The 26,881-nt window shown below is 72.9% G+C and carries 24 protein-coding genes; 6 read left to right on the top strand and 18 right to left on the bottom strand.

Features of this window, described 5'->3' with window-relative positions; genetic code table 11:
- Window positions 1-325: 325 nt before the first annotated feature.
- From DFQ13_RS21710 to DFQ13_RS21695, 4 genes are all read right to left on the bottom strand, one after another.
- Window positions 326-1,105, bottom strand: coding sequence for a SigB/SigF/SigG family RNA polymerase sigma factor (locus DFQ13_RS21710; protein WP_035286309.1), 780 nt, complete (start codon window positions 1,103-1,105; stop codon window positions 326-328).
- Window positions 1,105-1,497, bottom strand: a complete 393-nt coding sequence (locus DFQ13_RS21705; RefSeq protein ID WP_035286307.1) for an ATP-binding protein — start codon at window positions 1,495-1,497, stop codon at window positions 1,105-1,107. Before DFQ13_RS21705 ends, DFQ13_RS21710 begins: the two co-directional genes overlap by 1 nt.
- Before the next feature lie 137 nt (window positions 1,498-1,634).
- The gene (locus DFQ13_RS21700) at window positions 1,635-2,855 is read right to left on the bottom strand and encodes an L-tyrosine/L-tryptophan isonitrile synthase family protein (RefSeq protein ID WP_110081129.1); all 1,221 of its coding nucleotides are present in this window, start codon (window positions 2,853-2,855) and stop codon (window positions 1,635-1,637) included.
- A 203-nt stretch (window positions 2,856-3,058) separates the two neighbouring features.
- A complete protein-coding gene (locus DFQ13_RS21695) occupies window positions 3,059-3,721 on the bottom strand; it encodes a TetR/AcrR family transcriptional regulator (RefSeq protein WP_035286304.1) in 663 nt (220 codons plus the stop codon).
- Window positions 3,722-3,869: 148 nt separating this feature from the next.
- On the opposite strand from DFQ13_RS21695, the gene DFQ13_RS21690 reads away from it, so the two are divergent.
- On the top strand, window positions 3,870-4,472 hold the full coding sequence (locus DFQ13_RS21690; protein WP_146241321.1) for a hypothetical protein: 603 nt from the start codon (window positions 3,870-3,872) through the stop codon (window positions 4,470-4,472).
- 90 nt (window positions 4,473-4,562) lie between these two features.
- On the opposite strand, the gene htpG is transcribed toward DFQ13_RS21690, so the two are convergent.
- The 10 genes from htpG to DFQ13_RS21640 form a co-directional block, all read right to left on the bottom strand.
- The gene (gene htpG / locus DFQ13_RS21685) at window positions 4,563-6,458 is read right to left on the bottom strand and encodes a molecular chaperone HtpG (protein WP_110081127.1); all 1,896 of its coding nucleotides are present in this window, start codon (window positions 6,456-6,458) and stop codon (window positions 4,563-4,565) included.
- Window positions 6,459-6,522: 64 nt separating this feature from the next.
- Window positions 6,523-7,002: a hypothetical protein gene (locus DFQ13_RS21680; RefSeq protein WP_110081126.1), complete on the bottom strand. Its 480-nt coding sequence runs from the start codon at window positions 7,000-7,002 to the stop codon at window positions 6,523-6,525.
- A 90-nt stretch (window positions 7,003-7,092) separates the two neighbouring features.
- Window positions 7,093-7,686: a hypothetical protein gene (locus DFQ13_RS21675; protein ID WP_110081125.1), complete on the bottom strand. Its 594-nt coding sequence runs from the start codon at window positions 7,684-7,686 to the stop codon at window positions 7,093-7,095.
- Between the two features lie 67 nt (window positions 7,687-7,753).
- Complete coding sequence (locus tag DFQ13_RS21670; RefSeq protein ID WP_035286294.1) at window positions 7,754-8,233, bottom strand: hypothetical protein; 480 nt, start codon at window positions 8,231-8,233, stop codon at window positions 7,754-7,756.
- Window positions 8,230-9,366: a hypothetical protein gene (locus DFQ13_RS21665; protein ID WP_110081124.1), complete on the bottom strand. Its 1,137-nt coding sequence runs from the start codon at window positions 9,364-9,366 to the stop codon at window positions 8,230-8,232. Before DFQ13_RS21665 ends, DFQ13_RS21670 begins: the two co-directional genes overlap by 4 nt.
- On the bottom strand, window positions 9,366-11,441 hold the full coding sequence (locus tag DFQ13_RS21660) for a hypothetical protein (protein WP_035286288.1): 2,076 nt from the start codon (window positions 11,439-11,441) through the stop codon (window positions 9,366-9,368). Before DFQ13_RS21660 ends, DFQ13_RS21665 begins: the two co-directional genes overlap by 1 nt.
- Window positions 11,438-13,174 carry a hypothetical protein gene (locus DFQ13_RS21655; protein ID WP_146241320.1) on the bottom strand — a complete coding sequence of 579 codons (1,737 nt, stop codon included), beginning with the start codon at window positions 13,172-13,174 and terminating at the stop codon, window positions 11,438-11,440. Before DFQ13_RS21655 ends, DFQ13_RS21660 begins: the two co-directional genes overlap by 4 nt.
- Window positions 13,175-13,185: 11 nt before the next feature.
- On the bottom strand, window positions 13,186-13,869 hold the full coding sequence (locus tag DFQ13_RS21650) for a hypothetical protein (protein WP_110081123.1): 684 nt from the start codon (window positions 13,867-13,869) through the stop codon (window positions 13,186-13,188).
- Window positions 13,866-15,962: a protein kinase family protein gene (locus tag DFQ13_RS21645; RefSeq protein WP_110081122.1), complete on the bottom strand. Its 2,097-nt coding sequence runs from the start codon at window positions 15,960-15,962 to the stop codon at window positions 13,866-13,868. Before DFQ13_RS21645 ends, DFQ13_RS21650 begins: the two co-directional genes overlap by 4 nt.
- Window positions 15,963-16,152: 190 nt before the next feature.
- A complete protein-coding gene (locus tag DFQ13_RS21640; protein WP_110081121.1) occupies window positions 16,153-19,689 on the bottom strand; it encodes a penicillin-binding transpeptidase domain-containing protein in 3,537 nt (1,178 codons plus the stop codon).
- Window positions 19,690-19,876: 187 nt separating this feature from the next.
- Between DFQ13_RS21640 and DFQ13_RS21635 the strand changes: the two genes are divergently transcribed.
- The 5 genes from DFQ13_RS21635 (at window position 19,877) to DFQ13_RS21615 (ending at window position 23,585) form a co-directional block, all read left to right on the top strand.
- Entirely contained in the window at window positions 19,877-20,515 is a 639-nt protein-coding gene (locus DFQ13_RS21635) for a DedA family protein (RefSeq protein ID WP_110081120.1), read from the top strand.
- A 63-nt stretch (window positions 20,516-20,578) separates the two neighbouring features.
- Window positions 20,579-21,406 (top strand): NAD(P)-dependent oxidoreductase, encoded by an 828-nt coding sequence (locus tag DFQ13_RS21630; RefSeq protein WP_325050950.1) that lies wholly within the window; start codon window positions 20,579-20,581, stop codon window positions 21,404-21,406.
- 218 nt (window positions 21,407-21,624) lie between these two features.
- Complete coding sequence (locus DFQ13_RS21625; protein WP_146241319.1) at window positions 21,625-21,918, top strand: hypothetical protein; 294 nt, start codon at window positions 21,625-21,627, stop codon at window positions 21,916-21,918.
- A 295-nt stretch (window positions 21,919-22,213) separates the two neighbouring features.
- Window positions 22,214-22,708: a glycine-rich domain-containing protein gene (locus DFQ13_RS21620; RefSeq protein ID WP_110081118.1), complete on the top strand. Its 495-nt coding sequence runs from the start codon at window positions 22,214-22,216 to the stop codon at window positions 22,706-22,708.
- A 34-nt stretch (window positions 22,709-22,742) separates the two neighbouring features.
- Entirely contained in the window at window positions 22,743-23,585 is an 843-nt protein-coding gene (locus tag DFQ13_RS21615; RefSeq protein WP_233438517.1) for a phosphotransferase family protein, read from the top strand.
- A gap of 61 nt (window positions 23,586-23,646) precedes the next feature.
- Here DFQ13_RS21615 and DFQ13_RS21610 read toward each other — a convergent pair whose 3' ends face one another.
- The 4 genes from DFQ13_RS21610 to DFQ13_RS21595 form a co-directional block, all read right to left on the bottom strand.
- Window positions 23,647-24,198, bottom strand: coding sequence for an anthrone oxygenase family protein (locus tag DFQ13_RS21610; RefSeq protein ID WP_110081116.1), 552 nt, complete (start codon window positions 24,196-24,198; stop codon window positions 23,647-23,649).
- 52 nt (window positions 24,199-24,250) lie between these two features.
- Entirely contained in the window at window positions 24,251-25,027 is a 777-nt protein-coding gene (locus DFQ13_RS21605; protein WP_052021655.1) for an ABC transporter ATP-binding protein, read from the bottom strand.
- Window positions 25,028-25,168: 141 nt separating this feature from the next.
- A complete protein-coding gene (locus DFQ13_RS21600; protein ID WP_110081115.1) occupies window positions 25,169-25,798 on the bottom strand; it encodes a hemerythrin domain-containing protein in 630 nt (209 codons plus the stop codon).
- Between the two features lie 135 nt (window positions 25,799-25,933).
- On the bottom strand, window positions 25,934-26,770 hold the full coding sequence (locus DFQ13_RS21595; protein ID WP_181400094.1) for an NmrA family NAD(P)-binding protein: 837 nt from the start codon (window positions 26,768-26,770) through the stop codon (window positions 25,934-25,936).
- Window positions 26,771-26,881: the final 111 nt, after the last annotated feature.

The raw sequence follows: 26,881 nt of genomic DNA, 5'->3' as shown, positions 1-26,881 counted from the left end.
ACCGCTGGCCCGGCGAGCGAACTGCCCGGGTGGGTGGATGTGTTTGGCCGGGGGTGGCGATCATGTGACAGCCTGCCTGGGCGGTGGGGCATCTTTTCAGCCCCACCTGACGCACTGGAGCACATGATCGCCATAGGGGCCCCGGCCAAACACATCCACCCAGCCGGGCACACACGACAAACAACCGGCGCTTTGCAGGACACAGGCCCGGCCGAGCACACCCACCCAGCCGGGCACCACCCACCAAACGACCGGGCTCACGAAGGCACGGCCGAGCACAGCCACCCAGCCGCGCACCCCACCGAAACCCCAAGCCTCGAAGGAACTACATCTCCGGCCCCAGCTTGCCGCGCAGCCGCTGCAAGGTCTGCGAGAGCAGCCGGGACACGTGCATCTGCGACAGCCCCACCTTCTCCGCGATCTGCGACTGCGTCATGTTCCCGTAGAAGCGCAGCGTCAGGATCGTCCGCTCCCGCTCCGGCAGCGCCGCGACCAGCGGTCGCAGCGACTCGTGGTAGTCGACCTTGGCCAGTTCCGGGTCCTCGGCGCCGAGTGAGCGCACCAGCGGGCTCTCGCTCTCCCCGTCCTCGCGCGACTCGTCGACCGACATGGCCTGGTAGGCGTTGGCCACCTCCAGCCCCTCGTAGATCTCCTCCACCGGCCGGTCCAGGTGGCGGGCCAGTTCCGAGGGCGAGGGGGCGCGGCCGAGTTGCTGGAACAGCGCGCCGGTGGCCGAGCTGATCTCCAGGTGCAGTTCCTTGAGCCTGCGCGGCACCCGGATCGACCAACTGCTGTCGCGGAAGTAGCGGCGGACCTCGCCCATGATGGTGGGGATGGCGAAGGACAGGAAGTCGGTGCCGCGCTCGGGGTCGAACCGGTCCACCGCGTTGATCACGCCGACCACCGCGACCTGGCGCAGGTCGTCGGTGGGTTGGCCGCGGTTGCTGAACCGGACGGCGATGTGCTCGGCCAGCGGCAGGTGGCCGGTGACCAGTTTGTCGCGCAGCGCCGCCCGCTGGCCGGGGTCGGTGCACGCGGCCAGTTCGACGAACAGGGGAGCCAGGTGGTCGTACTCGCTCGACCTGGTCCGCTCGGTCGTGGGCATCAACCTTCCCCGCGTCGCTTGGTGAGGCACATGGTGAGCCTGGCCGTCCCCGCGGGCCCCGTGTGCACTTCCGAGGTCACCGAGTCGGCCAGCACGGACATGATCTCCCAGCTCATCGTGTCCCGCGAAGGCTGGGACGAGCGGGAGTCCACACTGGCCCGGACGGCGAGGCCGCCGGGCCGGGTGTCGATCTGGCAGTCCAGGGTGCTGCCCAGCACGGCGTGCGTGATCAGCGTGGAGCACATCTCGTCCACCGCCAGGCGCACGTCGCTGATGTCGTCGATGGTGAAGTCCTCGACCATCGCGACGTTGGCCGCCATGGCGCGCACCACCGGCAGCAGCGCGAGGTCGGCGTCGAACTCGACCCGAACCCGTCTTCCGCTCGCGATCATCTGGGGACCTCACCTCCGTCCGGTCCCGGATACCCGCCCGCACCCCGTGGAAACCTCGCGCATCAGAGTCCACTGTGGAGGGCAGCGGACCGACGCCGGGGGCCGTTCCGGTACAGCTCAGTACCAAATCCTCGGCGTCATTGCGGGCAGTGCAGGTAGAAACTGGTGATCCCGCGCTCGTCGACAATGCGGCGCATGTCCGGTCGACCGTGCACGAACATCTCCGGCCGCACCCCCATCCGGTACCGGCCGGTCTTCACCGAACGGCTCAACACCCCGATGCCGTGGTAGGGCAGGAGCCGGGCGCTGAACTTGTACTCGGGGAAAATGCGCAACCCCAGAACCGGGATCGACTTGGTGTGGATCGTGGCGCGCACGGCCCCGGGGAACGCCAGTTCCTCCCATTCCAGATCCGTCGCGGCCAGTTTCATCGCCCGGTACTCGTTGAGCGCCCAGCGCGCGCGCTCCCGGATGCCGTGGAAGTGCTCCCCCCGGTCGAGGTAGGTGGCGCGCAGCTCGGCGTAGGACAGGCCGAGCTTCCGGATGTCGATGCTGGCCATCATGCTGGTCAGCCACCGGTCGTGTTCGTCGGCGCTGATGCCGTCGGCGCACCGGTCGAGGCGCAGCGCGCGGAACCAGGCGTCGAAGCGGCGCTGGAACTGCGGGACGACCGGTTGCAGCACGTCGGACATGTCGTGCAGGCGCAGCACCCGCCCCAGGTCCAGCTCCCGGACGCGCTCGCGCAGCTCGGCGACGTAGTTGACCGCCTCCACCGAGGTCACGCCGAACGGCGAGCCGTAGAAGGTGCTGTCGGAGATGATGTGGAGGACCGCGCCCGGCTCGTGCAGCCGCCCGAGGAGTTCGGCCAGGTTGGCCAGGTGCATCAGGGCGACGTCCTCGGCGGCGGTGGCGGCGGTGAGGTCGAAGCGCTTCACCGGGTTGCCGATCACGCAGAACGCGGGCAGCACGACCTCCAGCCGCCGCCCCTCGCGCACGCAGGCCTCGACCCGCGCCCGCCACGGCGAGACGGCGCCGCCGAAGGCCGCCCGCGAGTTGAACTGGAAGGCGCGGTGGTTGAGCAGCGCGAGCAGCCGCTCGGCCGGGCCGTCGGCGCGGTGCCGGTCGAGGAACCGCTCCCAGGAGAAGCGCGGGGTGACCGCCGACTCCAGCACCAGCGCGCGCAATTCCGCGTCCAACCGCCGCGGGGAGCGCACCGGTTCCCCGGTGGGGTCCACCTCCGGCCATTCCACCGCGCGCAGCAGCGCCGAATTCGTAATGGCCTCGCCGTGCGCGGCGACCGCGGCGTAATCACGGCCCCGAATTCCGAGAGCCGTGCCGAATGGAGGTCGAATGGACACCGCGAATCCCCCCGATTGCCGACGTTGCAATACGGCCAGCATTCGGTGGGGAACCACGTCGTGTCAAGCGCGGGAAAGTTCCCGGCCTATTTCTGACCGGGCCGTGAGCAATTTACCTCCGGTGTTCTATCACCCCGGTCACCCGTCGGGCGGCCCGCCGGGGCCGGGACGACGACCGCGCGGCGCACCCGGCCGGGTGATCCTCAGGGGGTCGGGCGCGGCTCGAAGAAGACCATCAGCGTGTCGGTGAACACGTCCTCCAGGCGGGGCAGCGCCGCGGCGCCCGCGGTGTGCAGGCAGTCGCGGATGCGCTCGGCGGTGCCGCCGACGTAGAGGTCGAAGACCTCCGGCGCCACCTCCCGCACCCCCGGGTCGGCGGCGCGGGCCCGGCGGTGCAGGGCGCGGAAGATGTCGGCGAACCCCCGGTTGACCGCGGTGGTGCGCTCCACCAGCGCCGGGCCCGCGCACAGCGTCTCGATGTAGAGCGACCAGGCCGCGGCGGGGTGCTCGGCGAGGGCGGCGAGGAACGCCCGCCAGGACAGCCGGATGCGCCCCTGCCAGTCGTCGCGGGCCACCGGGTCGAGCGCCGAGCGCAGCGAGACCCCCACGTCGAGCACCGCGGCGTCGAAGGCGGCCAGGAAGCAGGCCTCCTTGCCGTCGAAGTGCTCGTAGAAGGTGCGCCGGGAGACCTCGGCGCGCACGACGACGTCGTTGACGGTGGTCGCCGGGTACCCCTTGACAGCCACCACGTCGAGGATGGCCGCGACCAGCCTGCCGCGCTGGGAGGCGGCGATGTCCTCCCGGCTCAGGCCGTGCCTGCCCCGGGGCAACTGCCGCTCGGACCGCCCGGCCCGCCTGGATTCCACCGATCCATTTTATCACCGACCCACACCCGGATTACGTCGAGCCTTCCACACTTCCACAAAATTGTCCGGACCGATTGCCACCGAGGCTCGGGAATGATTACAGTGACTCTAGGAACACCAACGTTTCTAGACTGACGGGAGTTGTGGGATGCGGGTGCGAAAAGCACGGGCGGCCGGGGTCGCGGTGGCGGCGGCAGCGGCGGTCGGGGCACTGCTGGTGACCTCGGGGACGAGCAGCGCCGAGTCGGTGGAGCTGAGCTACACCGCCACCGGGCAGACGGGCCTGACCGGGTTGGGCGCCACGCTCCCCCTGGGCCCCGGACAGGCGGACGTGCGCGGTGACCTGCAGGGAGGCGCGCTGAGCGGGACGATCTCGCTCCCGGAGACCCGGACCGACTTCAAGCTGGCGGGGCTGCTGGACACCCACGCCAAGGTGAAGGTCACGCAGGTCGGCGGACTGACCGGGACGCTGGCCGCGGGCACCGTCGACGTGACCGGGAAGTTCGACATCCAGATCACCGAGGTCGGGCACTTCAACATCGGCATTCCGCTGCCGAATTGCAAGACCACCGCCCCGGTGGAAATCAAGTTGAAGTCGTCCGGGAACTTCAACCCGGCCGTCGGCGGAACCCTCGCGGGCAGCTACCGGTTGCCGAGGTTCGCCGACTGCTTCGTCGACACCGAAATCATCAACTTCCTGGTGGTCGACAAGGACAACCCCATCACCATCGACCTGAAGGTCAAGCAGTAGCCGATCCGGCCGCGGGATGCCACCCGCACGGCCAAGAGCCCCGGCTGTGGTGTGCCGGGGCTCCTGGTCGTGCGCTGTGCCGGTCGGGGGCTAGAGCGAGCGCTCCAGCCGCCCGGCCAGCAGGCGGATGAAGCGGGCGGAGTCGGCCAACTCGCCGCCCTCGGCCAGGACCGCCATGTCGTGCAGCAGCGACGCGGTCTCGGCCAGGGACTCGTCCTCCGGGCGCTCGGCGTGCGCGGCGCGCAGGCCCGCCACCAGCGGGTGGGTGGGGTTCAGCTCCAAGATGCGCTTGACCTGGGGCAGCTCGTGCCCCATCGCCCGGTACATCTTCTCCAGGTTCGGGGCGAGGTCACCGGAGTCGCCCACCACGCAGGCCGGGGAGGTGGTCAGGCGCTTGGACAGGCGGACCTCCTTCACCGCGTCCTTGAGCGACTCCGACATCCAGGTGAGGAAGTCGGCGTACTCGGCCTTGCGCTCCTCGTCCTCCTCGGTGTCCAGGTCGACCTGGCCCTTGGCGATGGACTGGAACTGCTTGCCGTCGTACTCCGGGACGGCGTCGACCCACATCTCGTCGATGGGGTCGGTCAGCACCAGGACCTCGTACCCCTTGTCCCGGAACGCCTCCAGGTGCGGGGAGTTCTCGATGACCGACCGCGAGTCCCCGGTCATGTAGTAGATGTGCTGCTGGCCCTCCTTCATCCGCTCCACGTACCCGCGCAGCGAGGTGGGCTGCTCCGGGTCGAGGGTCGAGTCGAAGGAGCAGATCTCCAGGATCGCGTCGCGGTTGTCGGTGTCCTGGACCAGGCCCTCCTTGACCGCGCGACCGAACTCGGTCCAGAAGGTCTTGTACTTCTCCGCGTCCACGCCGCGCAGGTCCTTGACCGTGGACAGGATCTTCTTGACCAGGCGGCGGCGGATGAGCTGGATCTGCCGGTCCTGCTGCAGCGTCTCGCGGGAGACGTTCAGCGACAGGTCGGCGGCGTCCACGACACCCTTGACGAAGCGCAGGTACTCGGGGATGAGCGACTCGCAGTCGTCCATGATGAAGACGCGCTTGACGTAGAGCTGGATGCCGCGGTGCGCGTCGCGCATGAACAGGTCGAGCGGGGCGTGCGAGGGGATGAACAGCAGCGCCTGGTACTCGAAGGTGCCCTCGGCCGACATCTGGACCGTCTTGAGCGGCTCGGCCCAGTCGTTGGCGATGTGGCGGTAGAACTCGGAGTACTCCTCGGCGGTCACCTCGCTCTGCGGGCGGGCCCAGAGGGCCTTCATCGAGTTGAGCGTCTCCACCTCGGTGGTGGGCTCGCTGTCCTCGTCGACGGCGGGCTTGGTGGTCTCCATCCGGATGGGCCAGGTGATGAAGTCCGAGTACCGCTTGACGATCTCCCGCAGCTTCCACGGGGTGGTGTAGTCCGTGAGCTGCTCCTCGGCGTCGGCCGCCTTGAGGTGCAGGATGACCGAGGTCCCCTGCGGGGCGTCGGCCACCGGCTCGATCGTGTAGGTGCCCTCACCGCCGGACTCCCACCGGGTGCCCTCGGCCTCCCCGGCGTAGCGGGTCACCAGCTCGACCTTGTCGGCCACCATGAAGCTGGCGTAGAACCCCACCCCGAACTGCCCGATCAGGTCCTGCGCCCCCGCCGCGTCCTGCGACTCGCGCACCTGCCGCAGGAACTCCGCGGTGCCCGACTTGGCGATGGTGCCGATCAGCCGCACCACGTCGTCGCGGGTCATGCCGATGCCGTTGTCGCGCACGGTCAGCGTCCGCGCGTCCTTGTCGACGGCCAACTCGATGTGCAGGTCGTCGGTGTCGACCTGGAGATCCTTGTCCCGGAACGCTTCGAGGCGCAGCTTGTCCAGAGCGTCCGAGGCGTTGGAGACCAGCTCGCGCAGGAACGCGTCCTTGTTCGAGTAGATCGAGTGGATCATAAGCTGCAAGAGCTGCCGGACCTCGGCCTGGAACTCGAACGTCTCCACCTGGGCGGTCACTTTTTCCTCCTAGCAAGTCCAAAGTCCGCGCGCGATGTTACCGGCCGCCGCGCGCGGTGGTCGCTCAAGCCTCGTAGTGCGCCCGGATGTCGATCCGCGGCCCGGTCGGCGACCCGTTGTGCACGGTCACCTCCACGTCCAGGGCGCTCACCCGCCCGGTGACCGGGTCGCGCTCCAGGGTGCTGATGGTGAACTCGGCGGGGCCGTCCCCGCTGCCCAGCCCGTCGGAGATCAGGTTCACCCCGGCGGCCTCCGGGTGCAGCCGGAAGTTCCCCCCGGTGTAGCTGCCCACACCCAGCGGAGCCCCGCCCGCCCCCGCCAGCTCCACCCGGAACCAGTCCCACCCGGAACTGTCCTCACCGTCGACGACCAGCACGCCGTCCAGCTCGAACGCGCGCACCTCGTCGGTCGGCTCGGTCCAGGTCCGGCTGCCGGAGACCGGCCCGGCCCCCGGTTCCGCGGTGTACCCCAGGGACGACGGGTCGCCCGCCTGCGCCAGGCTCACGACCAGCGCGGTGACGGCCCCCAGTACGGCCATGCCCATGGTGTTCTCCCCTCCAGCCGCACCGGGTCGGTGCGGGACGGGCCCACCATCGCGCGCCCGGCTCACCGCGCGGCGGGAAACCGCCGGACATCACCCACTCGGCGCAGGGTCGCGCAGCTCCACCGCGGCGGCGCCGCGCAGTTCCACCGCGGCGGCGACGGCGGCGGGGCTGTGCCAGGTGCCGTCGGGGAGCTGCACGCAAAGCGCCTCGACGAAGTGGGGATCGAGGGTGCTCAGGGTCCGGTGGAGGGTGGTGACGGGGATGCCGCCGAGGCGGGGCTGGGCGCGCATCAGCTTCCGGACCCGGGCGGCCCGGCAGGCCGCCGCCGCGGTGGGGGTGGGGTGGTGGGCCAGCTCGCGGGTCCAGTGCTTGCCGAGGAGCAGGTCGGCGTGGTTGCGGCCCGCGGCGTAGGACATGCGGGTCCGGTGGGCGGGGGTGGCGACCCAGGTCAGGACCAGGGGGGTGCGGTGGCCGGGCGGGTTGAGGGCCAGCGACTCCAGGACGGCGACGAGGCGCAGGGCCTCGGTCGGGAGGACGGGGGCGTGGGCGGGCAGCAGCAGGAGCGCCGCCGCACCCGCCCCGGGAAGGTCCTCCGGGGCGGACAGGTGCGCGGGGGTGCCCAACGCCGTCCGGAGCGTGTCGGCGGCGGAGGTGTCGGTCCCGTCGAGGATGGCGACGCTCATGCCGAGCCCGCCGGGGTGGCGGAGTGGGCCGGCACGCCGAGGCGGGCGGGGGCTGGGGTGGGTGGGGTCATGTCAGGAGGAACAGTTCCACCATGACCTGGCCGGGGGTGCCGTCGCCGCCGAAGTAGGGGCGGATGTCGACCGTGGTGCGCAGTTGGGGGAGGTTCGCGGGGGTCACCACCGCTTTGAGGCGTTCGGAGAGGCGGGTGCCCTGGGCGGGGTTGGCGGTGGTGGACTTGCCGAACAGGAGGATCAGGCCGACCCGGCCCTGCGGGCCGACCGTGCGGTCCAGGGCGGCGCGGAAGTCGGCGAGCACCGTCGCGTCGTCGGCGGTGGCCGGGATGGTGAAGCGGACCGTGGTGAGGGCCAGGCCCTGCGAGGGGGCGGTGGTGGGGGTGGCGGTCGCCGATGGGTCGAGGACGACGGCCGAGGGGGCGGTGACCTCGGAGCCGATGGCGATGATGACCAGGACCATGGCCAGTTCCGCGAACAGCCAGCCCGCTGCCCCGATCGGGCCCGCGTCGCCGCGGGGGAAGCGGCGCCTCACCGGTGGTCGGGGTGGCGGAGGCCGTCGGCGACCATGGTGAGCCAGTTGACGTCCTTGATGACCTCGCCCAGGCGGGCGGCGGTGTCGCGGGTGGCGGACGCGGCGGTGTCGAGCTTGGTGGCGGCGCTGGCGACGGCGGTGGCGGCCTCGGTGAAGGGTTCGCGGGCGGTGGCGAGGGTGCTCTGGTGCTCGGCGGTGCGGGTGGCCAGGGCCGCGGCCTCGTCCAGGCGGGTGGTGGCCTCCTTGAGCACGGCCTCGGAGCGGGAGGTGGTGTCGGCGGCGGTCGCGGCGGCCGACGTCACCGCTTCCACCGCGTCGGTCATGGGTTTGACCTGGCGGGCCGTTTCCGCGACGGAGCGCTCCAGGCGGCCGTCCAGGTCGGCCAGGCGGTCGGCCTGCGCGCGCAGGTCGGGGACCGCCGCGGCGAGGCGTTCGACGACGGCCGCGAGCCGGTCGACGACCGAGGCGGCGGTGGCGAGGGTGTCGGTGGCGGCGGCGAACTTCGCCGACGCCGCGGTCAGGTCGGCGGCGGCCTGGCGGGTCACCTCGACCGGGGAGGCGGGGGCGAGGCGGGAGCGCAGGACGGTCAGCGGGGGCAGCAGGTCGACCTCCAACTGGTGCACCACCCGGTCCAGCTCGTCCGCGGCGGCCTGCTCGCGGGCGGGCCCGCGGTAGCCCAGCATGATCCACACGACGGTCAGCACGATCACCGCCGACAGCACGAACGGGCCCCGGTACCACGGTTGGGCCAGCCAGTCGGCGAAGAACGACGGGCGCGACCCCACCGGCACCGCCACGTACTCCCGCACGTACAGGAACTCCGCTGCCCCCAGCAGCACCCAGGTGAGCACCACCGGCAGCAGCACCAGGCCGCTCCCGGCCCGGCTCACCGGGTGCTCGACGATGCCGCGCAGGTACCCCGGCTCGCGCAGCCGCCACAGGTCGGCGTCGCGGCCGACCCGCTTCGGGTGGTCCTCGGCGGTGCGCGCCTCGGCGACCGCCGCCTGCAACACCGTGGTGAGCTGCGCCAGGTGCGGTGGTCGGTTGGACGGGCGGGTGCCCGCGATCCGGTCGACCCGGTTCAGCGCGGTGGCGACGAGCACGCCCACCCGCCCGGCTGCGGAGGTGTCCATCAGCCCAACCGCGCGAAGAAGAGCTGGTACAGCACGAACACCACCACGGCCGCGATGCCGATGATCAGCGCCAGCCGCAGCGCGGGCGGCAGCTCCTGCTCGCGGCCCACCCGGCGGGCGCGCGGCACCGGGACGGTGTTGCCCGCGGGCACCGGTTCGTCGAGCGGTTGCGGTGCCACGGTGTCGGCCTCCGCGCGGCGGTAGCGGTCCGCGCCGAAGCCCTGGGCGCCGTACCCGGCCCCGGCGTCCGCCTGGCCGCTGGGCCCGAAGTCCCCGGCGCCCGCGCGCCGCTGCCTGCGACCGCTGTGCAGGGAGTCCCCGCGCTGGGGGTCGTCCTGCCCCCACCCGGGGTCACCGCTGGGGAACGCCTCGGTGCGCGCCTGCGCGGGCGCGCGGGACGCGGTGTTGACCCGGTCCGCCGCCTCCAGCAGCAGGCCGCGGCCGACCTCGGAGACGTCGAGCCGGTCGGCGTAGTGGCTCAGCGCCAGCGCGAGCAGCCCGTCGGGGAGCAGCCCGTTTTCGCGCAGCAGCCCGAACCCGCCCTCCACCACGGCCGACTGGTCCTGCGGGCGCCGGTCCACCAGGTCGGCGACCCAGGTGGCCATCGACCCGCGGCCGCGGTCGGCGTGCTCGGAGTTGTGCGCCAGCACCGTGCGCACCAGCCCGCGCCGGGTCGACTCCTCCCCCGCCACGTCGAGCAGTTCGGCGGTGACCGCGACGCTGACGAAGTCCATGCGCCCCACCAGGTCCCGCAGCACGCCGACCTGGTCGCCGGTGGAGCGCAGGTAGTCGCGCTGCCGCTGCGCCAGCCTGCCCCGGCGGCCCAGGGCCACCGCGATGGACTCCACCGACGGCGGCAGGTCGTCCGCCCCGATGCCCAGGGATTCCAGCCACAGCACCGACCTGGCCAGGGCGCGCGGGTCGGCCAGCGGGCGGCCGGGGGCGAGCAGGGTGCGCTCGACGAAGGCGACCCGGTCGCGCTGCTCGGGCACCCAGCGGCGCACCGCGTCGCCGAGGAGGTCGGGCCAGCGCGGGAAGCGGGACACGTCCGCGGGCGGGAAGCTGATCGGGTTGCCGCCCTCCTCGTGCCGGGCGAACAGGCCCTCGAAGACCACGTCGACCAGCTCGCCGGGCACCCGGTCGGCCACCAGGTGGGCGATGGCGCGGTCGGGGTCGTCGTGCGCCCAGCGGACCACGGCCGGGTGCGCCCGGGGGGTGAGCAGCCGGGTCGGGGCCTCCTCCAGCAGCCGCGGCACCTCGTGCGCGGCGGGCACCAGCGCCTCGCGGGCCACCCTGTCCACGAAGGACCGCATGTCCGGCAGGCCGCGGTACTCCTCGCCCAGGGTCACCTGGTCGCCTGCCTGTTCGGCGATCCAGCGCTGCGCGGCGGCGTCCTGGTCGTCGCGCGGGCCGGGCAGGTGCGCCGATTCCCCCAGCCAGTGCCGGGTGCGGGCGGCGCTGTCGCGGTCGGCCAGCTCGGCGGGCCAGTGCCCGGAGACGATGTTGTAGTCGTCGAGCACCGGTGGCTTGAGCAGGAACGTCGACCACACCCGGGAGCGGACCACCTGCCGCGGCAGCACCTTCAGCAGCACGGCGACCGACCCGGCCACCTCCAGCGGCTCGCCGTCGAGGGGGACGCGGGCGGTGTCGGCGGTCAGCGCGGCCAGCGGCGCGAGCAGGTCCCGGGGCACCGGGGGCGAGCACGGCACCTCGCGCACCGGCTCGGGGGCCAGCCGCCCGTCCGGGCCGATCATGGTCAGCCCGTGCAGCCACACGTCGGCGGGTTCGTGCCGGGCCGGGGTGAACAGGAACTGGCAGCCGCCGGAGCGGCCGAACGCGCCGCCGCGGCCCTGCACCGCGAAGCACCAGTGCGGCCCGTGCTCCTCCACCTGCGTCCACACCAGGCTCCACGCCTGGTGCGGGCCAAGGTCGGCGGTCGGCTGCACCACCGGGTACTTGATCAGCTTGTCGGCGGCGGAGACGAACGCGGCGGGCGGGCGCGGCCTGCCCGGCGGTTCGTGCAGCACGAAGCCCGCCCCGCTGCCGCCCCACTCGACGATCGTGGACTCGTTCACGGCCGCACCCTCCGGAGCATGCAGAGCAGCAGTTGCGACAGCGCCGCGGAGCGGGTGTCGAAGTCGGGGAACGACGCGTCGGAGTCCATCGGCTTGATCAGCTCCTCGCTCGACCCGGGGACCGGCACCTCGCCCAGCGCCGAGCAGAGGAAGAACCGCGGCTCCCGCCACGGCTGGCTCAGCAGCATATCGATGTTCTGCTCGAAGCCCAGCCCGTAGGCGATGCCGCAGCCCAGCGCGGACATCACCAGGTCGCGCAGCCGCAGCACCCCGCTCTGCCCGGGCACCAGCGACCCGGCCACGTGGTCGTCGAGGGTGGGCACGGTCAGCCGCCCCGGCGGCAGGACCGCCTCGGGGACGCCCTCGGGCACGTCGATGACGCCGCCGCCGCCCCCGTCGACCAGTTCCCAGAAGGTGTCCGGCTGGTCGTGGTGGTTGACGATGGCGTCGGCGAACTGCCAGGCGACCCTGGTGCCCAGCGCCGGGTCGTGGGCGAACCCGGCGATGCGCCCGATCACCTGCCGCCAGGCGGCGTCCTCGACCACCACCGACGGGTGCGGGCCGCCCGCGCGGGCGGCGACGTCGGCGAGGTAGCGGGCGGTGCCGCGCACCACCGCGTCGGTGCTGCCCAGCTTGCGCAGCGAGGCGCCCCCGGCCAGCGCGTGCCGGACGAGGTCGGCCTTGGTGACGCAGACCAGCAGGTACTGCACCGGCCCGACGTCCTCGGAGATGGTGCCCAGTTCGGTGAGGGTGCCCGCGAGCTGGCGCTGCACCACGTTGCGCTCGCGGCGGACCTCGTCGGTGCGGTCGTAGAGCAGGCCGTCGGGGCGCATGCTCGCCGCCAGCGAGGTCCGGTCGGTCCCGGCGGGGAGGAACTTGGGGAACGGCGTGCAGACCACCGGGTCGATCGTCCACACGAGGGTGCCGTAGTTGCGCAGCAGGAACCGGTTGTGCAGGCTCTGCACCGCGTTGCTGGCGAAGCTCTCCCCGGCGAGGTCGGCCACCGCGGCCATCACCCTGCGGTTGCCGATCTGGTAGCGGCGCACGATGGGCTGGCGGATGCGCTGGCCCCAGGAGTCGCGGTCGACGCTGTCGCGGCCGAGCAGTTCGGTGTGGATGTCGAGGATCTGCTGCACCACCCCGGCGGCCACGTTGTCGGTGAGGAACTCGTACGGCATCAGGTCGCGGGCCAGGGTCGGCTCGATGGTCATGCCGCGGATCTCGGTCTGCAGGTACTGCCGCTTGAGCAGTTCCAGCGGTTCGGCCTCCAGCAGCCAGTCGGCGTTGTAGACCGACACCTGCGCGGGCGGCACCGGGGTGTCCACGTGGGTCAGCCCGCTGATCGTCAGGTGCTGGCTGAGGGTGCGCAGCATCAGGTAGCTCTTGCCGGTGGCGGCCTGCCCGATCGCGGCGATCACGTCGAACTGGTCGACCCGCCAGGTCGGCATGGCCGCCGCCCCGCCGGTCACCACGTGCTCCAGGAACACGTGCCCGTCGCCGCAGACCCGGTAGACCAGCCGCACCCGCGCCGGGTGGAAACCCGGTGACGGCGGCCAGAACCGGGACCCGTCGAACAGGCTCAGCCGCCAGTCGACCGCGCCGCGCTGCTCCACGCACAGCTCCAGCCGCAGCGCGGGCCTGCGCGGGCGCCCGTCGGGTTCCCGGGTGCGCGGGGTGCCCAGGTCGTCGTCGCAGGCCGGGCAGCGCAGCAGCTCGCCCCTGCCGCCGTTCATCGGGTGGTTCATCAGGCCCCCAGAATCCACACGGCGATCGCGATCAGCACCGCGGCCAGCGGCCACAGCAGCACCGCGCACACCCGCCAGCCCTGCCGCCGCCCGACGACCCCGGCGCGGACCAGGTGCTCGTGCAGGTGCGGTTCGGCGCGCGCTTCGGCCAGCCGGGCGGTGGCCTCCTCGTGCGAGACCCAGTTGCCGACCGCCCGGGTGGTGACGTCGTCGAGCTGCCCGGGCCGCACGGCGGCCAACTCCCCCGACAGCGAGCCGGGTCCGAAGCGCCGGTACCACTCGCGCGGGCCGGACTTCGGCCGCTCGGGCGCGGGGGCGGGCGGGCCTGCGGGTCGCGGCGGACCGCTCGACGGCCTGGCCTCGGGCACCCGGAACATCACGGCCTCGCGCTCGGCACCGGTGAGCGGCGAGCGCCGGTCGGGTCCGGGCGCGCCGCCGGGCAGCGGGGCCTGCACCCTGGTGGCGTTCGGCGTGGCGTTCGGCGCCGCACCCGGGTTGCGCGCGGCGGGCGGCCCCGGGCGACCGGGCCCGCCGGGGAGCGGCGGGAGCGGCCCCGGGCTGGTCATCTTCTGCGTCCGCGCGGTCGACATCTCCTGCGCCGACTCCGGCACCGGCTCCGGCGCCGGCTCCGGCCCCTTGGGGGTCACCGGCTCGGTGCCCGGCTCCTCGGGTTGAGTGCTCATCGGCCCGCCACCACCCCGATCAGAACGACGACGGCCACCAGCAGCGGCAGCGCGCCCGCCAGCCAGACGACCCTGCGGAACTCCCGGTGCGCGATCTCGTCCTGGTGCGCGGCGACCCGCTCCAGCACCGCGGGCACCCAGGCGTTGAGGCCGCGCGGGGTGGACCGGACCTCGGCCCGGATGCGGTGCAGGTGTCCGGCGTACTCCCCGGCGAACACCGGCGCGACCCGCTCGGCCACCGGCTCCGGCGCGGGCACGCCCAGCGCGTCGAGTTCGCGCAGCCAGCCCACCGCCGACCACTGGTCGCCCACCAGCGCGTCGTACTGGAACGGGGCGGCGAGGACCTCGGTGAAGCGGGCCCAGCGCGGGTCCGGCCACCAGGTGCGGATGGCGTCGGTGACCACGGTCGGCTGGTCGATGGGGCGCCTCCCGTCCTCGTCGTCCTGCACCAGGAACGCCACCCGGTCGCTGCCCGCCAGCGCGCCCAGCACCACCAGCGCGAAGCCGAACCGGTCGTGCTCGCGCAGGTCGGCCGGGGTCTGCCCGTCGTAGGAGCGGCGCCACTGGGACATGATCCTGGGTGCGGCGTAGGTCGGTGTGAGGCGCAGGTCGACCAGCCGCTCCACGGTGCGGCAGACCGCGTCGCTGTCGATGAGGACGTAGCCGGTGCCGCCGGAGTCGCGCTGGTTGCGGCAGACGTTCTCCGGTTTGACGTCGCAGTGCGCGATGCCCAGCTCGTGCAGCCGGTCCAGGCCCTGGGCCAGGCTGACCAGGTCGTCGAGCTGCTCCAGGCCGGGGGCCACCCGGCGCAGCGACGAGTCGGCCCAGCCGACCTTGCGCAGCATCGGCGACACGGCGATGACGTAGCAGTGCGGCTGCGGCTGCTCGGGCACGCCGAACCACGCCGAGAGCCGGTTCTCCGGGTCGTCGCTGACGTCGCGGTCGGTCACCGCGAGTTCGGTGCGGCGCAGCTCACCGCGGTAGTCGGCGCCCGGCTGCACCAGGGTCACCGGCGCCACCGCCCACGGCGGGGCCTGCCCGGTGCCGCCGACCGCGGCGTTGGCGGTGTCGACCAAGGCGGCCTGGGTGCGCAGGTAGCGGCGGAGCTGGTCGGCGTGCTGCGGGGTGGCGCAGCGGTAGACCTTGACGTGCCACTGGTCCTCGCGCGGCCCGCGCCACTGGCCTCGGGTGTAGAGGACCTGCACGTCCAGGTGCGGGCTGTGGCCGTCGGGGCTGGCGGACTGGATCGGGAAGCGCCGCTCGGCGGCCCGGTTGCCCGGCTCGGGCGGGGCGATGCGCAGCGGGTGGGTCTCGTTGTCGACGGTCAGCCACACCTCGTGCGCGGAGCCGTCGCCGGTGTCCGGGGTGCCCGCCTGGGTGGGGCTGGCGGGCGCCCAGTCGGCCAGCTCGTACTCCAGCCTGCTCAGCGCCTGCCCGGTGTCGGCGAGCTGGTAGCCGATCCACCCGCGCGGGGCGACGGCCAGGCCGGTCTCCAGGTTCGGGTGCAGCAGCGCGTCGTTGACCAGGACGGCGATCTCCGGGCGCTCCCAGGTGCGGCGGGCCATCAGCTCGCCGTCGACCATGCGCAGCGACAGCAGCGGGCCGCTGGGCACCGCCGCCATCGACTGCGGCAGCACGAACCCGATGCCGCCGCGCCGGTCGGCGGGCCGTTGCAGCGGCAGCCACCGGTCGGCGGGCTCGGCGAGCAGGTAGTCGAACCGCAGCCCGCCGAAGGCGAAGGTCAGCAGCCGCTGGCGGACCAGCGGGCCGCGCGGGCCGGGGCGTTCGGCCTCGGCGGCGGCACCGGCGTTGGTGACCGGCTCGCAGCGCACGTCGTAGCCGTCGGGCAGGCCGGGGGTCACCTCGAAGTACACCTGGGTGACGACGTCGCCGAAGCCCGCGCGCACCTCCTCCAGGGTCTCCCGGACCGCCTCGATGGCCTGCGGGGTCAGCGGGGTCTCGGTCCGCACCAGCACCCGGACCAGCACCTTGGCCCCGGCCGGGGCGGACGCGGACGCCAGGTGCCTGCGCAGCTCACCGCCCGCCGCGGCGCGCACCTGCTCCTCGAAGCGCGGCCGGTCCCGCTCGGTCATCGCCCCGCCCCCGCTGCCGTTCCGTTGATGACCGCCGTTCCCCGGACGACCGCTGTTCTCCCGTTGACTGCCGTGGTCCTGATGACTGCCGTTCCTCCGATGACTGCCGTGCCGCCGACGACCGACGTTCTCCACCCAATGGACGTGCGGGTGGGGGTCGACGTTCCACCGGACGCCACCGCGACCGGCCTCATCCCCTGGCCGCCGTGATCGCGGCGATGATCTTCTCGGCCAGGAAGCGGGCGCGGTCGGCGCCCCTGCCCTCGTCGCGGGTCTCCACCGCCACCGCGAACGAGACCGGGCCCGAGGCGGTGTCGACGAAGCCCACCAGCCAGGCGATCTGGTGCAGGAAGGTGCCCCGCGGCGCCGTCCCCGGTTCGTACTGCACCTGTGTACCGGTTTTCACCCACGCCCGTTGCCCCTGCGGCAGCACCAGCTTGCGCGCGGTGCCCGAGGTGGTGGTCGCCGACAGCGCCTGGCGGAGCTGTTCGGCCTGCTCGGGGGTGAGCACGGGGGTGCTCGTCCCGGTGACCTCGCGGCGGACCCCGTCGCGCGGGTCTGTGACCGCGGACACGACCGTGGGTTGCACGGCGGTGCCGCCGTTGGCGACGGCGCCGAGCACGGTGGCCATCTCCAGCGGGGTGCCCACGACCCCGCCGCCGCCGAGCACGTTGTTGCCGATGCTGCCGTCGTCGGCGGTCGCGGGCACCCGGGAGTCCACGCCGACCGGGGTCCCGGCCAGCCAGGCGGGCTGGCGGTCGGCGCGGGCGTCGGTGCTGCCGACGACGAAGCCCATCGCCTTCGCGGTGTCGCGGATGACGTCCCAGCCCAGGTCCTGGGCGAGCCGCACGAACGCGGTGTTGCAGGACACGGCGAGCGCCATCTGGAGCGTGATCCGGCCCGAGGTGGCCTGCCCGCAGGCGCCGTTGCCCGCGTTGCGGATCACCTGGTTGTTGACGGTGACCGTCAGCGGCGCGTCGATCACGGTCTGCGCGGTGGCGCCCCTGGTCTTGATGAACGCCGCGGCGACGACGACCTTGAACGTCGAACCGAGCCCGTACTGGCGGCCCAGTGCCCGGTTGACCTGCGGGGACGGCACCGCCACCGCCTTGTCGTCCTCGACGAAGCGCCGCAGCCGGTCCTGCGCCTGCGGGGTCTCCCCCGCCTGGGTCGGTGCCAGCGACCAGCGGTAGCAGTCGGCGAGCACGCGCTCGTCGTCGGACTCGACGCAGTCGGTGCTCTCGTCCAGGTTGCCCTGCCCGTCGCGGGAGCCGAAGCCGTGGTCGCCGGTGAACTCGCGGCGGGCGGTCTGGTCCACCGGCCGCGCGGTCCCCTCCTCGCCCGGTTCCACGGGGGCGCTGGCGGCGGCGAGGACGTGGCCGGTCTTGGCGTCGACGACCACGGCGCCGCCCGCGAGCGGCCCGCCGGTGGGGCCGTCGGCGAGCAGCGCCCCGGTCGTGGCGCGTTGGATGGCCGGGTCCACGGTCAGCTCGACCGCGCCGTCCGGGCGGCCGCTCGACGGCGGGGCGAGCCGCTGCCCCAGCGAGGTGCCGGAGGAGCCGTCGACGATGTCGGTGAGGCCCGCCTCCAGCACCCCGCGGTCGCCGCCGACCTGGAGCAGCCCGCCGAGGTCGGCCAGCGAGAGGTCGGGGGTGCCGAGGGGTTCCCAGCGCGCGCCGGAGCGGTCGCGCACCCACTGCGGCTTGCCGTCGACCAGGACCCGCACGGTGGTCCGGTCGTAGGCGATGCGGTCGGTGGAGCACTGCTCCGGGTCCACCCTGGGCTGCTGGGTGGTGCAGAACGGCCGGTCCTCGGCGAGCCCGGTGTACGGGGAGAGCGTGATGCCCACGACGAGGGTGGCGCTGAGCAGGTAGACCCACGCGGCGCCGGGCACGGTCGGCCGCGCCCACCAGGTCGACACCCGCGCGGGCGCGGCGGCGGGGGCCAGCGCGCGGCGCGGCGGCGCGGCCGGTACGGGCTGCGCCGCCGGGGTGGCCGGTGCGGGCGCGCCGAGGTAGGACACGGCCACGGCGGCGATGACGCCGAGGCCGAGCGCGATCGTGGAGTGCCCGCCGCGGGACAGGAACGGCGCGGTGATGCCCGAGTGCGGCAGCGCGTTGACCGTGGCGGCGAGGACGAACAGGAACTGCCCGAGCACCATCGCCCGGAACCCGACGACGAACAGCCGCGCCGGGTCCACCCCGCCCGCCTCGGTGCGGGTGACCTGCGGCCCGATCCGGCTCAGCGCGGCGGCCAGCAGCGCCAGCAGGCCCGCCAGCAGCAGGATGGTGATGCCGCCGAGCTTGCTCCAGATGACGGTCAGCACGAAGTCGGTGCTGCCCGCGGGCACCCGGCCGGAGGTCGAGTCGTCGAGCCCGCGCCCCCACAGCCCGCCGTCGGCGATGACCGCCAGCGACTGCGCGATCTGCGAACGCCTGCTGGCCTCGGCGGAGGAGTAGGAGATCTGGCAGGCGCTGGTGCCCTCCGGCGTCGGCGGCGGGGTGGCGCCCTCGGGGGCGGGCTCGCAGGCCGCGGCCCAGTTGTAGGTCCACGGGTCGACCCAGACCGCGCCGCGCTCGGAGATGTACGGGGTGACGACCATGGCGGCCACGCCGATCAGCACGAACCCGCCCACCGGCGCCCACAGCGGCCGCGAGTAGCGCAGCGCGACCCGCCGCCGGGCGCGCGCCCGCGCCCGGCCCACCTCGCCGAGCACCTCCGGCGCCCGGTCGGCCTGCACGCCGAGCAGGTGCGCGAACACCGCCACCGACCCGACGAACACCGGGATCATCGGCCCGATGTCCTGCTTGAGCGCGCTGGCCACACCGACGGCGGCGAAGGTGCCGATCGGGTACCACAGGTGCCTGCGGGCCCGGATCACCTCCAGCGGGCTGCCGCCGCGGGCCGCGGCGCCCACCCGGTACAGGTGCGCGTACGCGCCGAGCATGGCCGCCAGCGCCACGAAGTACACGACCTTGCCGTACTCCGGGGTGGCGATGCCGAAGATCGTCAGCCGGTCGTCCAGCAGCGGCGCCGCGAACAGCGCGAACACCGCGAGCAGCCCGACCAGGTGGCCCTTCTCGGTCAGCGGGAACGCGGGCAGCCGCAGCCGGATCGCACGCCGCTTCGGCGGGCCGAGCCGCTCCGGCCGGGGCCGCTGCGCCCAGGCGATCGCGGCCACCACCAGCGCCAGCGCCAGGGCGGGCAGCAGCACCGCGCGCGCGGCGGCGTCGCCGGACTCGGCGGTGAAGGCGTCGCCGACGCGGGTCGCCGGGTCGGGGATGACCACCAGCCGCACGGTCAGCAGCAGCCCGAACAGCAGCAGCGCCCCGGCGCTGAGCAGGGCGGCGAGCGCGGCCGGGGCCACCTCGGCGTCGCCGCGGCGGCCGTGCGCCACCCGCAGCGCGCGCAACCCCAGCCCGACGGCCGCCGCCACCAGGATCGCCACCGCCACCACCCACGGCGTCGACCGGAACCGCCCGCCGACGACGAACCCCAGCGCGATCAGCACCAGCGGCCACCACACCCCCGGCACCGCCCCCCGGACGGGTGAGTTGAGGGTGGTCAGGTCGGCGGGCGGCGGGGCGTTCACCGCGTGCAGGGCGACCGACCGCCCACGGGCCAGGAACCGCGCGGTGTTCACGACCGCGAGCACCAGCCCGACCAGCAGGAACAGCCTGCTGAAGCCGGTGAGCCCGTCGAAGAACATGGTGAGCAGCGAGCTCATGGTCGGCGGCGACCTCCGTCGAGGGGGGACCCGGGTGGATCGGCGGATGGTGCCCGAAGATCACACCGTCAGTCGCCAGGGTACCGACGACCGTTACCCGTTCGGGGGCTTGCCCGAGGTCGGGCCGGTCACCCTTCAGCCCGCTGTATCGTGTCGGCGTCGCGGACCACGCTGGGGAGGAAGTCCGGTGCACGTCGAGGAAATCCTGAACTCCATCCCACCGCTGACGATCTACCTCGTCGTCGGGCTGGTCATCGGCGTGGAGAGCCTGGGCATCCCGCTGCCCGGTGAGATCGTCCTCGTCAGCGCCGCCCTGCTGTCCTCGCAGAGCGACGCGGTGAGCCCGGTGTGGGTCGGCGCGTGCGCCATCGCGGGTGCCGTCGTCGGCGACAGCATCGGGTACCTGATCGGCAAGCGGGGCGGGCCGCGGCTGTTCGCCTGGGCGGGGCGCAAGTTCCCCAAGCACTTCGGACCCGAGATCATCGGCAAGGCGCGGGCCATGTTCGCCAGGCGCGGGGTGTGGGCGGTGTTCTTCGGCCGCTTCATCGCCCTGCTGCGCATCCTCTCCGGACCCCTCGCAGGCTCCCTGCACATGCACTACGGCCGGTTCCTCGTCGCCAACGCCGCGGGCGGCATCGCCTGGGCGGGCGGCACGACGGTGCTGGTGTACTACCTGGGCACGGTCGCCGAGCAGTGGCTTTCCCGCTTCTCCTGGTTCGGCCTGCTCGCGGCGGTGCTCGCCGGTGTCGTGGTCACGCTGGTGGTCCGCAGGCGGATGCACGCGCACCCGGCGCCGGAGCAGGTCCCCGCCGACACCACCGACTGACCGGCTCGCCCCCGGGTGTTCCCGTCCCACCGGAGTGGGTATGAAGGGCGTATGACGCTCAAGGTGACAGTGCTCGGAACCGGGATCATGGGCGCCGCGATGGCGCGGAGCCTGGCCAGGGCCGGACTGGCCGTCACGGTCTGGAACCGCGACCCGGCCAAGGCCGAGGCCCTCGCCGACGTCGCCGAGGTGGCCCAGGACCCGGCCGCCGCCGTCGACGGCGCGGACGCGGTCGTGACCGCGCTGTTCGACCTCGCCGCCACCGAGGCGGTGATGTCCCAGGCCCTCCCGCACGTCCGGGGCGTGTGGGTCCAGACCGGCACGGTGGGCCTCGACGGCGCGATCTCCCTGGCGCGGCACGCGGCGGACGCGGGAGTCGAGTACGTCGACGCCCCCGTCCTCGGCACCCGCCAACCCGCCGAGAACGGCCAACTCACGGTCCTCGCCGCAGGCCACCCCACCGACACCACCACCGCCGTCTTCGACGCGATCGGCGCCAAGACCATCTGGGTCGGCGAAACCCCGGGCGACGGCCACCGCCTCAAGCTCACCGCCAACGCCTGGGTCGTCTCCCTCACCGCCGCCACCGCCCAGAGCATCGAACTGGCCAGCGCCCTGGGCCTGGACCCCACCCTGTTCCTGGAGATCATCGAGGGCGGCCCCCTCGACAGCGGCTACGCCCAGCTCAAGGGCCGGGCCATGATCACCGACACCTACCCGCCGTCGTTCACCCTGGACGGGGCGGTCAAGGACTCCGCCCTCATCGCCGAGGCCCTCGCCCAGGCGGGCAAGGACAACCGCGTGATGACCGCCATCAACCAGGTCTACGCCGAGTCCTCCGCCAGGGGCCACGGCGCGGACGACATGGCAGCCGTCAACAAGGGCTTCTGACCGCCCCCTCGGGGACCGGCGGTGTGCGAAGATGTGCGGCATGACGCTTGCCCGAAAGGACAATGGGGCGTAAGTCCCCGGCGCGCGTGCGCGCCGCCATCGCCGAACGAGTGACGCGAAAGCGCACCAGAGCCGCCCGACGAGCGGCGGCCAACCGACGAGTCATGGCCAACCCGCCCGTGCGCCGCCGCAGGCGACCTCCCTGGCAGCCCACCCGCGTGAGACACCGCCCGATCCCCGGGTTGTCCGGCCGGGGCGTGGCCGCGATCGCCCGGCTCGAACGCGAGCGCTTCGATCCGGGCGGCGCCGCCCGCGCCCTGCGGACGTGGGCCTGGTTCGTCCGCACCCCCGGGCACAGGCTGTGGAGCGAGGCAGAGGGTTGCGGGGTCTCCGAGTGCTGCCCGGACCCACCGGAACTGCGCCTGTTCCTCCACGCCGTGGTGGCGGTGCTGCCACCGAAGGACGCACGGCTACTGCGCAAGCAACTCGACCAACTGGACGACATGTGGTGATCCGCCACCCGGATGTGGACAGGCCGCCGGGCAACGCTTCCCGGCGGCCTGTTCGGTGGGGACGGCTGTGATTGCACTCGAGACCTTTCCACCGAGCCAGGACGTGGCGATCCGCTGTCGGAACTCCAAGGCGCCTCACCTGCTCAGATCCTTGTTTCAGCGTTGGCCAAAACGTCCCCGGCGAGGTGCTGCTGACCTGGTCCTTGTCTCGCTGGTCGTGTCGCCCCTGATGGAGGACGCACCCGGTGGTCGTGTGCCGCCAGGATGGAAGCCACTGACCGGAAGGAGATCGGGTATGACCACGGTATTGGGCACCCCACTCGCGTCGGGGCGGGACCTGGTTGGCGGTGAGCTGTTCGAGCGATTGGTCAGCCGGGTGGTCACGGACGCGGGTGTGGATCGAGAGATGGCCGAGCGCGCGGTTGATCAATCATTGGCGTTCCTGGCGGCATCGGCCCGGCATGTCGGCGAACCGCTGAGCCCCAGTGCCGGGGTGGATCTGGGCTGGCACGCCTTCCTGCTCTACACGAGGGAATACACCAAGTTCTGCCACCGCATCGCAGGCCGCTTCATCCACCACGTCCCCGACGACGCGCCCGGGTCGGCTCCGACCGGGGCCGGTGGCCGGGTCGGTCGTACGCCTGCCGCGATCGAGGCCGCCGGTTATGTGGTGGACCATGAGCTGTGGTTCAGCGGCACGGACCGCTGCGGGAGTTGCCACGAAGAGGGCAACTGCAACGCCAGCGGTGGCGACGGCAACGAGAACTCGGACAATCGCGGCAAGGACTGACGTGACGACTTGGCCGGAGCTGCCCGCTGCCGTTGTGTCCGCCGTCGAGCAGCGGATGAGCCGAGTCGTCGGGGCGGTGGACGTGGACCGGGGGGACAGCAGCGACTTGGCAGTGGTCGTGCGTGGGGTGTCCGGGGAGCCGGCGTTCGTGAAAGGTGTCCGTGGCGTGAGCAGGCGTATGCGCTGGCTTCGCAATGAGATCACCGGCTCCCTGCGCGCCCCCGGAATCGCCCCCAACATCGTCTTCCACGCTGACGTGGATGACTGGCTCATCGTCGGTTTCACCTACGTCCCCGGCCGCCGCGCAGACCTCCGCCCCGGCTCGGCGGATCTCCCCTTGGTCGCCGAGACGCTATCGAGGATCAACCGCGTCCGGACTCCAGACCTGCGTCCACTGCGCGACCGCTGGTCCGGTACTGACTGGTGGACCCGCTTGGCCGACGAGGCCCCGGAGCACATCCGCGGTTGGGATGCCCGCGAAATGGCGCGCGTCTCCGCTGCCGCCCCGGCCCTGGTCGACGGCACCAGCCTGCTCCACACCGATCTCCACGCGGACCAATTCCTGATCAGCGAAACCAACCGAGTGCACGTCATCGACTGGGGGTTCCCCGGCAGTGGCGCCCCGTGGGTGGACACGGCCTTCATGACCCTCCGCCTGGTCGACGCGGGTCACACTCCCGCCGAGGCGGAGTCGTGGGCCCGGACCATCCCGGCCTACGCGGATGCCACCCCGGATGCGCTGACGGCGTTCGCGGCGTACGTCGCGGGCTTCTGGACCCACCTGTCCCTGTCCGCCGGTCACGATGCCCGCCACCGCGCCCGCTTGGCCCAGACCTGCGCGAACTGGCGTCTGGGCTCACCTGTCCCCACAACGTGACAACCAAGCCAAGACGCGGACAGGCCGCCGGGGAACCCGGCGGCCTGTCCACAGGAGAGCGTCAGTTGGAGCGCTTGTGCGAGAGCAGTGCGCCCGCCAGCGCGCCGAAGGCGAGCACGTTGGCGATCGTGCGCACCAGGTGCCACTTGTTCCACGGGTCCTCGAACGCCCCGCGGACGCGGGCCAGCTCGTTGAGGTCGGTGGGCAGGCCCGCCGCCTCGAGCTGGTCGTTGAGGGGGATGTTGATGCCCATGGTGATGCCGATGGCGACCACGTACAGCGCCAGCGAGGCCAGGACCCAGCGGGCGGCGGTGCGCTTGCCGAGCTTGTGCTCGATGATGGCCGCCGCGCCGGTGAAGATGAAGGCGCCCGCGAGGACCGAGCCGAACGTGTTGTTCTGGATGGCGCGGTTGATCTGCTGCATGGAGTCGATGAAGGTGCGGTTGTCGGTCTTGGCCAGCGCGGGCATGACGGCGTTGGCGAAGGTGAAGAACGTCCCCGCCATCAGGCCCATGCAGGCGGTGGCGAGCCAGAGCACGGGCGTGGCGAGCTTGCTCTTGCCCGTTGGCGGCCCCACCTGTTGGGCGAACTGCGCGTTGCGGAGGTCGGACATGGTGGATTCTCCCCTGTGGGTCGTGGATGGGTCGGTGGGACGGGTTCGCGGGTCAGGCCAGTGAGCCGGTGAGGGTGTCGGCGCCGTCCGGGAGGAGGGTGCCTTCGTCGAGCAGGCCGACGCGGTCGCACAGCCAGCGGACCTCCAGCAGGTCGCTGCCCGCGTACAGCACGGACATGCCCTGGTCACGCAGGTCGCTGAGGGTGGTGAGGAGGCGGACGCGGCTGTCGGGGTCGATGTGGGCGGTGGGCTGGTCCAGGACCAGCATCCTGGGGCGGATCAGCAGGGACATGGCCAGGCACAGCTCGCGCAGTTCGCCGCCGGTGCAGCGGTCGACCGGGACGGCGGCGTGCGCGGCCAGGCCCGCGCGGCGCAGGGCCTCGGCGATCCGGTCGGCGCGCTCGGCGCGCGGGATGCGGTGGAAGCGCGCCCAGAAGGCGAGGGTCTCGGCCATCGTGGCGGTCGGGACCATCACCGCGCTCTGCGGGACGTAGCTGACGACGTGCCGCAACTGGAAGCCGTCGTAGGCGTCGATGGACTCGCCGCCGACGGTGATGCTGCCGGTGTCGGCGCCGAGCAGGCCGGTGACCAGCCGCACGATGGTGCTCTTGCCGGACCCGGTGGGCCCGGCCAGGCCGTACGCCTCCCCGGCGGCGACCTCGAAACCGATGTCGCGGACGACGCCGCGCCCGTCGTCTGTGGTGTAGCCCAGTCCGGACACCGCCAGGACCGTGCCCCTGCGTGTTCGTTGTCCGGGCACGCGGTCGACCACAGTGGACGTCGCGATGACGCCACCGGACGCCTCGTCCGCCCCGTTCAGCCAGCCCATGGCCCTGTCCCCTCGCATTGATCCCGGTTGTCCCCGCGCCTGCCGTCCACCCGACGGCAGGCGCGGGTCTCGCGCCGTGCCCGCACACCGCCCTGTGCGCCGACACCGGTCAGTCCTTGGTGCGGGAGGAGATCCCGCCGATCACCACCAGCGGTAGGACCGCTCGTAGCGGAAGTTCAGCGCGGTCAGGCCGATGAGCCGGACCGGCAGCGGCATCAGCGCGGCGGCCCGCCCGGAGCCCGCGCCGTCGAACATCCACGGAAGCAGGAACGCGAGCACCCCCGGCGGTGCGCTGAGCATGATGCGGCGCTCCACGCCGCCGTAGGCGCGCTTGCCCATGGCGACGAACGCGGGGAGCACGATGGTCTCCTCGGCGCGCAGGTGGTCGTGGATGATCGCGTCGAACCGCGTCGCGGCCTCGACCAGTGCGGCGTTGTCGTCGAGCCGCAGCGCCGCGGTGACGGCGTCCATCGCCTGGTCCAGGGCGGCGTGGTCGGCGTGCATGTCGACCTCCCGCTCGGCGAAGCCGGGCACCTTGGCGCGCAGCTCGGGCCAGAGGATGTCGTCCTCGGTGTGGTGGTGCCAGTCGATGGTGGCGCGCACTTGGTCCCACCAGGAGGCCACCCTCGCCCGCTTGGACGAGGACAGCTTGGGGGCCACCGCCAGCAGCTTCTTGGCGTCGCGGCGCATCGCGCGGTGCAGCAGCGCGAAGCCGTGGAGGTTCTCGGGGAGTCCGTCGAGCCCGTGCTCACTGGACAGTCCTGCGGTCATGGCGTGCTCCCTGCGGTTCCGTGCGGGTTCTGCGGTGTCGGCGGTCCTGGTGCTGGTGGTGCTGGTGGTGCTGGTGGTGCTAGTGGTGCGGTTCTGCTCAGTCGGCGGTGCCGCGGCGCGCGGCGCGCGGGGGTCTCAGTCGGCGTTCCAGACACCGCTGGCGGCGGTGTCGTGCGCGAAGTCGGTGAAGTCGCGGGGTTCGCGGCGCAGCGCCCGGCGCACCCCGTCGGTGAGGTAGGCGTTGCGCCCGTCGAGGACCTCGCCGAAGAGGCCGACGAAGTGCTGCGACATGCCGCGCTCGCGCAGCGCGGCGGCGTACTGCGGCGGGCTCAGCGGCACGTACCGCACGTCGCGCCCGGTGGCCTTGCTGATCTCCGCGGCGATGTCGTGGAACCCCAGCAGCCGCGGCCCGGACAGCTCGTAGACCTGCCCGGCGTGCCCGGGTTCGGTCAGCGCCGCCACCACCACGTCGGCGATGTCGTCGGCGTCGACGAACGGCTCCACCGCGTCGCCCGCGGGCAGCGCGATCTCACCGGCCAGCACCGCCTCCAGCATGAAGTTCTCGCTGAAGTTCTGGTTGAACCAACTGCAGCGGACGATCGTCCACTCCAGCCCGCACCGCTGCACGACCCGCTCGCTCTCCTGCGCGGCCTCCTCGCCGCGGCCGGAGAGCAGCACCAGCCGTTCGACCCCGGCGTCGACGGCGGCCCGGCAGAACCGGGTGATGTCGGCGACGGCACCGGGGAAGCCCAGGTCGGGGATGTAGGTGACGTACGCGGCCCGGACCCCGTCGAGGACCGGCGCGAACGTCTCGTGGTCGTTCCAGTCGAAGCGCGGGGTCTCCGACCGGGAGCCGATCCGCACCGGCACCCCCCGGGCGCCGAGCCGTGCGGCGACCCGGCGGCCGGTCTTGCCGGTACCCCCGATCACCAGGACCTCATTCGCCCGGTCACGGCTCGCTCGCTCTCCCATACCCGTAGTCAACCGGTCTGCGCGGAATTGAGCCATAGTCAAGAAGCTCAGGCCCATCTCCGGGCGTCTCCACCCGGCAGCGGCCGCGAGACGACCCTATGCGACACGCTG

The organism is Actinokineospora spheciospongiae, from assembly GCF_003182415.1.
GTDB classification, from domain to species: Bacteria; Actinomycetota; Actinomycetes; order Mycobacteriales; family Pseudonocardiaceae; genus Actinokineospora; species Actinokineospora spheciospongiae.
This window is presented reverse-complemented; position numbering and strand designations above follow the sequence as displayed.

Bases quoted from the DNA above. Each gene is read 5' to 3' on its own strand.
- DFQ13_RS21600 (WP_110081115.1), bottom strand. From the start codon at position 25,798: ATGACCGCAGGACTGTCCAGTGAGCACGGGCTCGACGGACTCCCCGAG.
- DFQ13_RS21690 (WP_146241321.1), top strand. From the start codon at position 3,870: ATGCGGGTGCGAAAAGCACGGGCGGCCGGGGTCGCGGTGGCGGCGGCA.
- DFQ13_RS21640 (WP_110081121.1), bottom strand. From the start codon at position 19,689: ATGAGCTCGCTGCTCACCATGTTCTTCGACGGGCTCACCGGCTTCAGC.
- DFQ13_RS21655 (WP_146241320.1), bottom strand. From the start codon at position 13,174: ATGAACGGCGGCAGGGGCGAGCTGCTGCGCTGCCCGGCCTGCGACGAC.
- DFQ13_RS21680 (WP_110081126.1), bottom strand. From the start codon at position 7,002: ATGGGCATGGCCGTACTGGGGGCCGTCACCGCGCTGGTCGTGAGCCTG.
- DFQ13_RS21665 (WP_110081124.1), bottom strand. From the start codon at position 9,366: ATGGACACCTCCGCAGCCGGGCGGGTGGGCGTGCTCGTCGCCACCGCG.
- DFQ13_RS21645 (WP_110081122.1), bottom strand. From the start codon at position 15,962: ATGACCGAGCGGGACCGGCCGCGCTTCGAGGAGCAGGTGCGCGCCGCG.
- DFQ13_RS21610 (WP_110081116.1), bottom strand. From the start codon at position 24,198: ATGTCCGACCTCCGCAACGCGCAGTTCGCCCAACAGGTGGGGCCGCCA.
- DFQ13_RS21705 (WP_035286307.1), bottom strand. From the start codon at position 1,497: ATGATCGCGAGCGGAAGACGGGTTCGGGTCGAGTTCGACGCCGACCTC.
- DFQ13_RS21710 (WP_035286309.1), bottom strand. From the start codon at position 1,105: ATGCCCACGACCGAGCGGACCAGGTCGAGCGAGTACGACCACCTGGCT.
- DFQ13_RS21595 (WP_181400094.1), bottom strand. From the start codon at position 26,770: ATGGGAGAGCGAGCGAGCCGTGACCGGGCGAATGAGGTCCTGGTGATC.
- DFQ13_RS21620 (WP_110081118.1), top strand. From the start codon at position 22,214: ATGACCACGGTATTGGGCACCCCACTCGCGTCGGGGCGGGACCTGGTT.
- DFQ13_RS21605 (WP_052021655.1), bottom strand. From the start codon at position 25,027: ATGGGCTGGCTGAACGGGGCGGACGAGGCGTCCGGTGGCGTCATCGCG.
- DFQ13_RS21650 (WP_110081123.1), bottom strand. From the start codon at position 13,869: ATGAGCACTCAACCCGAGGAGCCGGGCACCGAGCCGGTGACCCCCAAG.
- DFQ13_RS21675 (WP_110081125.1), bottom strand. From the start codon at position 7,686: ATGAGCGTCGCCATCCTCGACGGGACCGACACCTCCGCCGCCGACACG.